The organism is Streptomyces sp. NPDC085927, from assembly GCF_044540975.1.
Taxonomy (GTDB): domain Bacteria; phylum Actinomycetota; class Actinomycetes; order Streptomycetales; family Streptomycetaceae; genus Streptomyces; species Streptomyces hirsutus.
Map to the genome: position 1 here is coordinate 19,194 of NZ_JBITSN010000017.1, position 12,317 is coordinate 31,510.

At 71.0% G+C, this 12,317-nt stretch carries 7 protein-coding genes; 1 reads left to right on the forward strand and 6 read right to left on the reverse strand.

Annotation, left to right across the window (positions count from 1 at the left end):
• Positions 1–60: 60 nt before the first annotated feature.
• From ACIF80_RS31670 to ACIF80_RS31695, 6 genes are all read right to left on the reverse strand, one after another.
• Positions 61–774 (reverse strand): hypothetical protein, encoded by a 714-nt coding sequence (locus ACIF80_RS31670; protein ID WP_399810902.1) that lies wholly within the window; start codon positions 772–774, stop codon positions 61–63.
• Positions 775–810: 36 nt separating this feature from the next.
• A complete protein-coding gene (locus ACIF80_RS31675) occupies positions 811–3,111 on the reverse strand; it encodes a glycosyl hydrolase family 95 catalytic domain-containing protein (protein WP_399811180.1) in 2,301 nt (766 codons plus the stop codon).
• A gap of 26 nt (positions 3,112–3,137) precedes the next feature.
• Positions 3,138–5,105, reverse strand: coding sequence for a DUF4434 domain-containing protein (locus tag ACIF80_RS31680; protein WP_399810904.1), 1,968 nt, complete (start codon positions 5,103–5,105; stop codon positions 3,138–3,140).
• 129 nt (positions 5,106–5,234) lie between these two features.
• Entirely contained in the window at positions 5,235–6,170 is a 936-nt protein-coding gene (locus ACIF80_RS31685; protein WP_399810907.1) for a carbohydrate ABC transporter permease, read from the reverse strand.
• Positions 6,167–7,201, reverse strand: coding sequence for an ABC transporter permease (locus ACIF80_RS31690; RefSeq protein WP_399810910.1), 1,035 nt, complete (start codon positions 7,199–7,201; stop codon positions 6,167–6,169). The genes ACIF80_RS31685 and ACIF80_RS31690 overlap by 4 nt, the downstream gene beginning before the upstream one ends.
• 27 nt (positions 7,202–7,228) lie before the next feature.
• A complete protein-coding gene (locus tag ACIF80_RS31695) occupies positions 7,229–8,923 on the reverse strand; it encodes an extracellular solute-binding protein (protein ID WP_399810912.1) in 1,695 nt (564 codons plus the stop codon).
• 388 nt (positions 8,924–9,311) lie between these two features.
• Here ACIF80_RS31695 and ACIF80_RS31700 point away from each other — a divergent pair, with 388 nt between their 5' ends.
• The gene (locus ACIF80_RS31700; RefSeq protein ID WP_399810915.1) at positions 9,312–12,260 is read left to right on the forward strand and encodes a glycoside hydrolase family 3 C-terminal domain-containing protein; all 2,949 of its coding nucleotides are present in this window, start codon (positions 9,312–9,314) and stop codon (positions 12,258–12,260) included.
• Positions 12,261–12,317: the final 57 nt, after the last annotated feature.

The following is a 12,317-nucleotide window of genomic DNA, read 5'->3' on the forward strand; positions in this document are numbered from 1 at the left end:
CGCCGTCGCTCCTCCGTGGGGCGGGCGCCCGGTCGGCCGCCCACCCCACGGAGGCCTGGTTCAACTGCTGCTGACCGTCAGGTTGTCGGTCCGGAAGTCCAGTCCGCCGGACGACGAGGTGATCTCGTAGCCGAACTGCACGTCGCCGATGGTCTCGTTGCCCATCCAGCCCTTGGTGTCCTTGATCCAGTCGAGGATCGGCAGGATGTTGACGGTCCCGGACGTGGAGTTGGACGTGCGCAGGAACGAGAAGACCTCGTTGGCGCCGTTGTCGCCCTTGTAGACGTTCCAGGTGTGGCCGCCGAGGGCCACCGTGCCCTGCGGGCTGCCGAGCGGGCCGACGGGGCCGTACTGGTTGACCCAGAGCATGATCTCGTAGTCGTAGTCCGTGTCCCAGATGTCGTACGACGTGTTGTACGCGCCCGCGGACGGGACGGCGACGTTGTAGCTGCTGGTCAGCGAACGCAGCGAGTCGATGGGCTTGTTGATCACCTTCTTGGCGTTCGGGTACGACTTGATGCCCCCGGTGTTGGGGTGGTTGGCCCAAGCGCCCCAGTTGGTGCCGGAGTTGGCCCAGACGCACTGGCTGCCGGCGCCGGATCCCCAGATGTTGTTGTAGAGGATGTAGCCGTTCAGCGTGGTGTTGCCCCACTGGTCGCAGGAGCTCCAGACCGCGGCCTGGGCGGGGGCGGAGGCCACGCCGACGGTGAGGCCGAGGGCGACGGCGGGCACTGCCAGGACCTTGCCGATCCTGCTCGTGATGCTTGGTGCCATGGGGTTCCTTCCATGGGTGGGGGGAGATCGCCGATGTCACCGCGCCTTCAGGGTGAGGACGCGGTCTTCGTGGGCGACGAGGTCGAGCGGCTCGGCGCCGTCGGAAGTCCTCAGTTCGATGCGGACGGTGCGGGTGGGGCGCAGCACGGCGGTGGCGCCGTCCTCGCTCCAGGTGAGGTCGAGGACGGCGCCGAAGCGGGTCCGTACGCCGTGCAGCGCCCCGCGCGGGTACTCCGCGGGCGGGGCGGGCAGCAGGACCAGCCGGCCGGGGGTGGACTGCACGAGCGCCTCGATCAGCACGGCCGGGAGGGTATGGGCGGCGTCGGCGTTGTAGACGTCGCGGTGGGGGTAGTGCGCGCTCATCAGGGAGGCGTGGAAGAAGTCGCCGTCGAGGACCCTGCCGAGGGCGCTCGTGACCCGTTCGGCGTCGCGGAGACGGGCGGCGATCAGGGCGTGGTGCAGGTGGCCGTGGGCGGAGTCGTTCTCGGGGCCGCGCAGTTCGAGGGCGCGGTGGGCGGCGGCCGCCAGGTCCGGGGTGTCGTAGGGGGTGATCTCGTGCAGCGGCCAGACGGCGTAGAGGTGGCTGAGGTGGCGGTGGTCGTAGGCGTCGGTGAGGTCCGGCCGGGCCCATTCGGCCAGTGCCCCGTCCGCGTTGATCCGGTGCGGCGGGAGCCGGTCGGCGAGGGCCCGCCAGCGGTCGGCGTGCTCGGGGTGGCGGTCGGCGGCGGTGCGCAGCGCGTGCCGGGCGGCCGAGAGGTCCATGGCCGCGTTGACCGTGCCCCAGCCGGCGTTCGCGGGGCGGTTCTCGGGCGAGTAGGAGGGGACGACGACCAGCCGGCCCTCGTCGTCGGTGCGGGTGAGGAAGTCCTCGTAGAACAGGGCGACTTCGGCGAGGACGGCGGTGGTGCGGGGATCGTGCTCGCCGCGGGTCTCGTCGTGGTCGACGAGCGGTCCGAGGAGCCAGTCGGCGCCCGCCGTCCACAGGTGCAGCGGGTATGCGCGGTTGAAGTGGTAGGAGTGTCCGGACTCGCCGTCGGAGTGCGCGGGTGCGACCACGCCCCGGGTCCCGAAGACCTCACGGGCGTTGTCCCGCCAGTGGGGCAGCTGGCGTTGGACGAGTGACGCCAGTGCCTCGGTGACCTCGGGGAGGGCCGCCGCGGCGGCGGAGGCGGTCTGGAGGTTGAGGTTGGCGTCGTTGGTGAAGGCGCCGGACCAGGCGGTGTCCCAGTCGCCGGTCCACAGACCGGTGAGACGGGGCGGGAACAGGCCGCCGGAGGACAGCAGGTGGTAGCGGCCGGCTGCGAAGAGGCGTTCGAGCAGGGCGGCACTGCGCGGCCGGGCCAGCAACTCCGATCCTGGCCGGGCGCGTTCGGCCGGGTCGGCGGCCAGGTCGAGGGTGACGCGATCGTAGGCGGTGCGGTGGAGGGACAGGTGGCGGGTGAGGAGGGCCTCGTACGCCTCGGCGAGGGACCCGGGTGCCGCCGAGACCTCTTCGGTCCCGCGATTGCCTTCGTCTTCGCCTTCGCCTTCGGTGAGCAGGTCCCGCAGGGCGCGTCCCTCGGCGACCACGTCCGTCTCCCCGGTGTGCCGGCGTACCCGGGTGAGCAGGAGTACGGAGCGCGCGCCCTCGACCCGCACGCCCGGCGGGGCGAGCGTCGTCGCGCCGCCGGTGACGGCGACCAGGGTGACGCCGGTGTACGCGAGGTCGCTGTCCGGGTAACGGGCGCGCAGGCTCAGCAGGGCGCCCTCGGCGGTGAGGACGGCCCCGTGTCCGATGCCGAGCGCGCCGGGGGCGCCGGGGAGGCGGGGGTCCAGGCGGATGTCGAGGGTGAGGTCCGGCCCGGTGACGTACTGGACGATCACGTCGTCGGCGCGGGAGACGAAGACGCGGCCGGTCCGATCGGCGCGGACGGCCTCCGCCACGCCGGTGCGGAAGCCGACGGCGCGGCGGTGGAACGGCGGGGCCCCGGTGTCGTCCCGGGCGTCGCCGGGCCGGCGCAGGCGCACCTGGAAGGCCGGATGGAAGGGCCGTACCCACTGGAGCGGGCGGCCGTCGGTGAAGGTCTCGGCGGCGCGCGTGTCCCCGGCGAGCAACCGGTCCTGGAGGGCGGGGAGTTCGTCGGCCAGCCGGGGCGGCAGCCGGTCCTCGTCGGTGCCGACCGGACGGACCAGGGTGTGATGGGTGACGACGACCCGTTCGTCGTCCGGGTCACCGAACACAAGGGCGCCGTGGTGGCCGTTCCCGCTCAGGAAGGCGTCCTCCCAGCGGGCGGCGGGCCGCGGTTCCCAGGTCCCGTGGACGGGTGCGGTCCCGTTCACGGGCGTGCCCGGGGGCATGTCCAGGGGTGCGTTCACGGGTGCGTTCATGGCCGCAGCACCGCCGCGCCGTGGCGTTCGAGGGTGACCCGGTCGGTGACGTCGGTGCCGGTGAGCAGGTCGTGACGGGTGCCCGGCAGGTCGACGGCGACCGGTTCGCGGCCGTGGTTGAGCAGGAACAGCAGGTCGCCCCGGCGTACCGCCTCGACCTGGTCGGGGAGCCCGTCGAGCACGGGCCGCACGCCCGCGCCGGCGGCGATCCGGGTGAGCAGGTCGCGCAGCGCCTCGGGCTCCGGGAGCGTCGAGACGTACCAGGCACGCCCCTTGCGCAGGACGGCGGGCAGTCCGTCGAGTTCGCCGCCCTTGTAGGGCGTGGTGGCGTCCGCGGTGCCGTCGGCCTCCAGTTCCTCGGACCACAGGGTGCCGCGGAAGCCCTCGCAGGCGACGGTCTCCCCCGCGTCCAGCGGCCACCACTCGTGCAGGGTGCGGATGCCGAAGAGGTCCCTCAGCCGGGCGTCCATGCCGCCGGGCCGTACCCGGTCGTCCTCGTCGGCGACGCCGGTCAGGAAGCCGCAGACGAGGGTGCCGCCGCCGCGTACGTAAGCGAGGAGGTTGTCGACGGCCGTGTCCGTGAGCAGGTAGAGCTGGGGGACGACGACCAACGGGTAGGCCGACAGGTCGTGTTCGGGGTGGGCGAAGTCGGCGGTGAGGTGGGCCTGCCACAGGGCGCGGTGCCAGGCGCGCAGCATGCCGGGGTGGTCGACCTCGCGGGACGGCCGGGCGTCCTGGTCCCCGGCCCACCAGGAGTGCCAGTCGTGCAGTACGGCGACACCGGCGGTGCTGTGCGTGCCGGTGACGTGCGGGGCGATCCGCGCCAGGTCGGCGCCGAGCCGCGTGACCTCCTGGTACGTACGGCCCCGCTCGCCCGCGTGGCTCACCATCCCGGAGTGGAACTTCTCCGCGCCCTGCCGGGACTGGCGCCACTGGAAGTAGCAGACGGCGTCCGCGCCGCGTGCCACCGCCTGCAGGGACCACAGGCGGTTGAGGCCGCGGGGCTTGGGGTGGTTCACCCCGCGCCAGTTGACCGGTCCGGCCGCCTGTTCCATGAGCATCCAGGGTCCCCGGGCCTGGGAGCGCGTCATGTCCTGGACCAGGGCGCCCTCCTGGGCGCCGAAGGGGTCGCGCGGGTCGGGGTAGAGGTCGACGGAGACGACGTCCTCCTCCTCGGCCCAGCGCCAGGCGTCCTGCCCCACCCACAGCGGCATGAAGTTGGTGGTGACCGGGAGGTGCGGGGTGTGCCGGCGGACGATGTCGCGTTCGGCGGTGCAGCACTCCAGGAGCATGTCGGAGGTGAACCGTTTGAAGTCCAGCACCTGGGCGGGGTTCTTCAGGTAGTGCGGGTGGCGGGGCGGCATGACCTCGGCCCAGTCGCCGTAGCCCTGGCTCCAGAAGGCGGTGCCCCAGGCGGTGTTGAGGGCGTCGAGGGTGCCGTGGCGGTCGCGGAGCCAGTCGCGGAAGCGGGCGGCGGCCTCGTCGCTCCAGTCGTAGGTGCAGTACTCGTTGTTGATGTGCCACATGGTGAGGGCCGGGTGGCCGGCGTAGCGGGCGGCCAGGTCCTCGGTGATGGCGGCGGCGTAGCGGCGGTAGGTGGCGCTGGAGTGCGAGAAGTGCTGCCTGCCGCCCCACCACTCGGTACGGCCTTCCTCGTCACGGGGCAGGGTGTCCGGGTGGAGGTGCCCCATCCAGGGCGGTGGCGAGGCCGTCGGGGTGGCGAGGACGACGCCGATACCGGCCTCGTCCATCAGGTCCATGATCCGGTCCAGCCAGCCGAAGTCCCTTTCACCTGGACGGGGTTCGATCTTCGCCCACGAGAACACGCCCAGCGTCACGGTGTTGACGCCGGCCTGCCGCATCAGGCGGACGTCCTCGTGCCAGGTCTCCTCGGGCCACTGCTCGGGGTTGTAGTCGCCGCCGTAGAGAATGCGCCCGCGGGTGGCGTCGCCCAGTCCGGGCATCAGACACGCTCCCCGCGGGTGGGGAACGTACGGGATGTGCGGGACGCGTGCATGACCTACCTCGTTCTGCGGGTGTCGGGGAGCGGGACGGCCGGCGGGGAGCCGCGGCGGTCGGCCGGGCCCCCTTGGTCAGCCCTTCACGGCGCCGGTGAGCATGCCCTTCTTGAAGTGCTTCTGGACGAAGGGGGACAGCACGGCGACCGGGAGCAGAGCCATGACCATGACGGCCATCTGGACGGCCAGTCCCGACAGTTGCCCGGTCTTGATGGCCTGGCCGAGGCCGACGGGGGCCTCCTGTTTCTGGACGAGCTGGATCATGACGTTCTGCAGCGGCAGCATGTTCTGGTCGTTGAGGTACAGGGAGGCGTTGAACCAGGCGCTCCAGTAGCCGACGGCGTAGAAGAGCGTGATGACGGCGATCACCGCGCGGGACAGCGGCATGACGATCTGCCACAGGATCCGGAAGTCGCCCGCGCCGTCGATGCGGGCGCTGTCGATGAGTTCCTGCGAGATGTTCATGAAGAAGCCGCGCAGGACCAGGATGTTGAAGACGCTGATCGCGCTGGGCAGGATCAGCGCGAGGTAGGTGTCGGTCAGGCCCAGGGACTGCACCAGCAGGTAGGTGGGGATGAGTCCGGCGCTGAAGAACATGGTGGCCAGCAACGCCATCAGGATCCAGCGGTGGCCGAGGGATCCGCTGCGGGACAGGCCGTAGGCGCACAGTACGGACACCGCCATCGAGAACAGCGTGCCCATGGCCGTGATGACGATGCTGACGATCGTGGCACGGGTCACCTGGCCGCCGCTGAGCAGTTCCTGGTAGGCGATGAAGGTGATGTCCTTCGGGATCATCACCAGCCCGCCGGCCTCGTCGATGGTCTTGCGTGAGGACAGGCTGGTGACGACGACGATCCACAGGGGGAACAGGATCGCCAGGCAGGCGAAGAGCAGTACCAGCCCCTTGGCCGCGAGTCCGGCCCCGCTGGGCTTCTCCTCCCACACCGGCCGGGGCGGGGCCGCCCACCGGCTCGGGGTGCGTACGGGCTTGTCGGTCACGGCGGTCATTTCTTGTACACCCCCTGCTCGCCCATGAGGTGGGCCACCTTGTTCGCCGCGAGGACCAGGCCGAGGCTGATGACGCCCTTGACCAGCCCCGCCGCGGCGGCGTATCCGAAGTCCTGGTTGCGCACGCCGTTCCACCACACGAAGGTGTCCAGCACCTCGGCGGCGCCCGGTCCCACGGCGTCCCGTTGCAGCAGGATCTGTTCGAAGCCGACGGTCAGCGCGTCGCCGACGCGCAGCACCAGCAGCAGCGCGATCACGGGCCGCAGCGCGGGCAGCGTGACGTGCCACATCCGGCGCCGGCGGCCGGCACCGTCCATCGCCGCGGCCTCGTACAGGTCGGGGTTGACCGAGGCCAGCGCGGCGAGGAAGACGATGATGCCCCAGCCCGCGTCCTTCCACACGCTCTGCGCGGTGATCAGGAATTTGAAGGTTTCCGGGTCGGTCATGATGTCGAGCCCGTCGTACCCGTGCGCGCGCAGCAGCTGGGACAGGATTCCGGCACCGCCGAAGAGCTGCTGGAAGACGGCGATGACCAGCACCCACGAGAAGAAGTGCGGCAGGTAGAGGATGGCCTGCGAGATCGCCCGGACGCGGGGCCTGACCACGCTGTTGATGAGCAGCGCGAGCAGGATGGGGATCGGGAAGTACAGCACCAGCTGGAGGACGAACAGCACCAGCGTGTTCCGCACGGCGTTCCAGAAGGTGGAGTCCTCGATGATCCGCTGGAAGTTCTCCAGACCCACCCAGGGGCTGTGCAGGATGGAGACGATCCCGTTGTCGCTGATGTAGGGGTCGTACTCCTGGAATGCGACGACGTTGCCGAGGATCGGAACGTAGTTGAAGAGCAGTACCAGCAGCACGGCCGGCAGCGTCATCAGCAGCAGCAGGCGGTCGCGTCTGAGCCTCACCCGCAGGCTCTGCCTGCCGCTGGGTGGTTTCGGCGGGGACGCCCCGGTGGCGGTCTCCGCCACCGGGGGGTTCTCCGTCGCGTCGGCCTCGGCGTCGGTCCGAGGCACCGTGCTGTGGGACACGGCGGTTCTCCTTGCCTCAGTACCCGGTCAGCCGGCCGCCGGACCGTTCTCGTCGAGGATCTCCCGGTACCAGTCGCGCAGCTTGTCCCCGCCCTTGCTCTTCCAGTCGGAGACGGCCTGCTGCATGTCGCCGATCTTCTTGCGGCCGCGGATGATGTCGTCCTCCAGCTGCTCGAAGTCGTTGGAGAGGTTGGTGTAGCGGGAGGGCTCGGTGATCTGCATGCCGTAGAAGGCGGACTTCTTGGTGAACGCGCCCATCCGCTGCTGCCACTCGACCTGTCCCTTGGCGACCTCGGGGAAGTCGGGGTGGGCGATGGTCGCGGCGGGGCTCGCCACCATCACGAAGGCGTTCATCACGTCGATGTTGCCCTGATCCGTCTTGGTGGGCACCCCGTCCTTGACGGTGTAGTGGGTGCCCTCCACCCCGTAGTTGGTGGCCATGTACTCCTTGGTGCCGTACGGCGCGGCGGTGACGTTGGCGACGGCCAGCACGTCGCGGATCACTGCCTCGGAGGCCTTCTTGTTGACGAAGGCGAAGATGCCGGCCGGGTTCTTCGCCCACAGCGTGGGGTCACCGCCGTCGTGGCCGAAGACGTCCATGCCCCAGATCTTGAAATCGGGGTTCTGGGTGGCCTGTTCGGCGGTACGGCTCCACCACTGCGAGGAGTCCTGGTTGTAGATCAGGAACTCGCCGGCGGCGAACTTGGGCCCGGGGTCGGTGGCGTTGCTCTTGCCCATGTTGGCGTCGGGGTGCACGACGCCGGCGGCGAACAGCTTGCGCGTCCACTCCAGGGCCTCGAGGTACTCGTCGGTCTCTATGCGGTAGAGCAGCTTGCCGTCGGCCTGGTTCCAGCCGAGCGACTTCTCCTCGCCGGAGAGCACACCGAAGGCGTTGAAGGCGGTCCACTTCATGTCCAGGCAGGCCCAGCGCTTGGCCTTGGCGTTGGTGGCGTCCTTGGCCAGCGCCATGAACTCGTCGCAGGAACGGGGGACCTCGTAGCCCTCCTTCTCGAAGATGTCCTGGCGGTAGAGGGGCACGATGCCGGTGACGTACGAGGACGGCATGGGCAGACCGCGCAGTCTGCCGCCGAATATGGACCGCTGCCAGGCGTCGGTGGGGATCGCCGCGAGGTTCGGGTAGTCCTTGACGGCGTCGCCGGAGAGGTACGGGCCGAGGTCGGTGAACTTGCCGATGATGGCGCTGGGGATCTTGCCCGTCATGTTCCAGCCGGGCACGACCACCACGTCGGGCACGTCGCTGGAGGCGAGGACCGCGCCGAGCTTCTGGTCGTAGGTGTTGCCGTCCTGGTTCTGCCAGACCACGTCGACGCCGATGAGGTCGTTCATCGTCCTGTAGTAGGCGTTGCCGTCCTTGGGCGGGGAGCCCCAGAACGGCGACATGACGGTGACCTCGTTGCCCTTGCCGAGCTTCTCGGGCACCGACGTCTTCAGGTCCGCGAGGTCGAGCTTGCCGGTGAAGCCGACCGCGGAGCCGTTCTTGCTGGGGATGTCGGGTGTGACGACGTTGCTGGCGACGTACGTCGGCAGCAGCTTCCTGGCCTCCTTGCCCGACGTGGTGCCGTCCCGCGAGCCGCCGTCGTCCGCACCCCCGCACGCGGCGAGCAGCGGCATTCCCCCCGCCACCGCTGCGGTGGCGACCGCCGTGGAGGCGAGGAAGCTTCTCCGGCTGGGCCCGGAGGAGGTGGAGGCGTTCGGCGTCATTGCGTCAACCCTTCATGGCGCACCAGGACACCCGGCGGCGGCCGTCGGCTGCGGTGTCTTCACTGGAACTGGCTGAGCCGAAGCGGTCGTTCGGAGGGAACGTGCCGGGGAGGCGGCCTCGCAGTCGAAGCGCTTCGATGTTGCTGCGAGGTTAAGTGAACACCCAGGGACGCACAAGAGTTGCTCACAAGATTCCTCGGAGGTGCGCCGAGGAACCGCACGAGCACCACGCACGCGCAATGTGCGCGCAGTCTTCAAGGAAATGTCCGCGAGATTCCGCCGGGCGTCCGATCGCCCGCACCCATGTCCTTGACACCCGCCCCTCCCCGGAATCAGCATCGAAGCGCTTCGAAAGCGCTTCGTCGTTCCACCACAAGGGGATGCCCACGTGACCGCACCAACGCCGCCCACGCCGCCTTTCCGCGATCCGCACCTGCCGTTCGCGAAGCGCATCGACGACCTTCTGTCGCGGCTGACCCTCGAGGAGAGGATCGGAGCTCTGCACCAGTTCACGCCCGCCGTCGAGCGGCTGGGCATCGCCGCCTTCCGCACCGGTCAGGAGGCACTGCACGGTGTGGCCTGGATGGGTCCGGCGACGGTGTTCCCGCAGGCCGTCGGGCTGGGGGCGACCTGGAACCCGGAGCTGGTGCGCCGGGTCGGCGAGGCGGTGTCCAGGGAGACCCGCGCGATGCGCGCCCGGGACGAGCGGGTCGGTCTCAACGTCTGGGCACCGACCGTCAACCTGCTGCGCCACCCCCTGTGGGGCCGCAACGAGGAGGGCTACTCGGAGGACCCCCGGCTCACCTCGGCGATCGCCACCGCCTACACCCGCGGCCTGCGCGGTGACCATCCGGTGTACTGGCGGACGGCACCGGTGCTCAAGCACTGGCTCGCGCACAACAACGAGACGGCCCGGGACACCACGTCCAGCTCGGTCCGCCCGCGGGTGCTGCACGAGTACGATCTGCGCGCCTTCCGGGACGCCGTCGAGGCCGGTGCGGTGGCCGGCGTGATGCCCGCGTACAACCTGGTCAACGGCCGCCCGAACCATGTCTCGCCGTATCTGCGCGAGCAGTTGCGCACCTGGACCGAGGAGGAGCTGCTGGTCTGCTCGGACGCCGGCGCGCCGTCCAACCTGGTCGATTCCGAGCACTACTTCGACACCCACGAGGAGGCCGTCGCGGCCTCGCTGCGGGCCGGGGTCGACAGTTTCACGGACCACGGCACGGACAGCTCGGTCATCGTGGGGCGCCTCGAAGAGGCGCTGCGGCAGGGGCTGCTGACGGAGGCCGAGATCAACGGCGCTGTCCGCCGGCAGCTCTCGGTGCGCTTCAGGCTCGGCGAGTTCGACCCGGGCGCGGACCCGTACGGGGACGCCGGTGCCCCGCAGGCGGAGGGGGCGGCCGACGAGCACGCCTTCGACACCCCGGAGCACCGGGCGCTGGCGCGGGAGGCCGCCGAGCAGGCGGTCGTCCTGCTGAAGAACGACGGCCTGCTGCCCCTGTCCCCGGCGCACACCCGTGTCGCCGTGGTCGGCCTGCTGGCCGACGAATGCAAGCTCGACTGGTACAGCGGCACCCTGATCCACCGCTCCACTCCCCTGGAGGGGCTCTACGAGCGGTTCGGCGCCGAGCGGGTGGAGTTCACGGAGGGCGTGGACCGCGTTCTGCTGAAGACCTCCGCCGGCGCCTTCCTGCACGTCCCGCCGGCGCCCGACACCCCTGACACGGCGCGCGGCGCCGAGGGCGCGCTGGATCCGGCGCTGCTCGCCGGCCGTACCGACCTGGCCCCGCTCACCGCCGGGCCGGAGGGCACCGAACTCGCCCTGGTCGACTGGGGTGAGGGCGTGCTGACCCTGCGCGCCCCGGACGGCCGGTATCTGTCGGTCGCCGAGGACGGCTGCCTCCGCGCCTCCGCCGACCAGCCGGGCGGCTGGGTCGTGCAGGAGACGTTCCGGCTGGAACCGCACGGTGGCGGTCACCTCCTCAGGCACGTGGGAACAGGGCTCCCCGTGCAGGTCGCCGCCGACGGCGTGAAGGTTGCCCCGGAGAACCCCTCTGCCGGGGAGGGCGCCGCCGCCGGGCAGGACGCGGCGGCCGGGGCGGGTCCCGAGGTGTTCGAGCTGATCGTCACCGAGCACGGTGAGGAGGCGGTGGCGCGGGCCGCGGCACGGGCCGACGTGGTCGTGGTGGTCGCCGGCAACGACCCGCACATCAACGGCCGGGAGACCGAGGACCGGACGACGCTCCGGCTGCCCGTCCAGCAGGAGCTGCTGCTGCGCGCGGCCCGCGCCGCCAACCCGAGCACCGTGCTGGCGCTGGTCTCCGCCTACCCGTACGCGGTCGATCCGACGGACCTGCCGGCGATGCTCTGGACCGCGCACGGCGGGCAGGCCGCGGGCACCGCGCTGGCCCGGGTGCTCGCCGGCGACGTCTCCCCCGCCGGCCGGCTTCCGCAGACCTGGTACGCCGACGACGCCGACCTCCCCGGCCTGCTCGACTACGACGTGATCGGCTCCCGCCAGACCTACCTGTACTTCGGGGGCACTCCGCTGTTCCCCTTCGGCCACGGCCTGTCGTACGCGGCCTTCGCCTACGGCGACCTGACGGCGCGGGCCGGGGAGCAGGGGGTGCGCGTCTCGTTCACGGTCACCCACACCGGTGCCGTCACGGCCGACGAGGTCGTCCAGCTCTACACGCGGGCCGTGGACCCGTCGGTGCCGCGTCCGCTGCGCGAGCTGGTGGCCCACCGGCGGCTGACCCTCGCACCCGGCGAGACGGCGGACATAGTCTTCGAACTCCCCCTGTCCGCCTTCGCGTTCTGGGACGTGACGGCGGGCCGGTGGCGGGTGGAGCCGGGCCGGTACGAGCTGCTGGCCGGCGCGTCCAGCGCGGACGTCCGGCAGCGGACCACCATCACGCTCGACGGCGAGACCGCCGTCCCCCGCGCGGTGCTCGAACACGGCCTGGACGCGGCCGGCTTCGACGAGCAGAGCGGCACCGAGATCGTCGACCGGACCAGGGAGTCGGGCGACGCGGTGACACCGGTGGCCGGACAGGAGGGCGAACTGGTCTTTGGGCACTGTGACTTCGGGAACGGGGCGAGGGAGGTGACCGTCGAGGTGTCCGGCGGGGGCACCGTCGAACTCTCCCTCGACGACGGCCCGGTGCTCGCCGCGCTGTCCCCGTCGGCCCCGACGTCGGGCCCGTACGACTACGTCACGCTCGGCGCGCCCCTCGCTTCCGCCGGGGCCCCGGTGCCCACCGCCGGGGTGCACGAGGTGCGCCTGCGGCTGCGCGGCGCGCTGCGGCTCGCGCGGGTCGGCTTCTCCGGCTGAGGACACGAAGAAGCACGAAGAGGTACGAAGAGGTACGAAGAGGTACGCACAGCCACG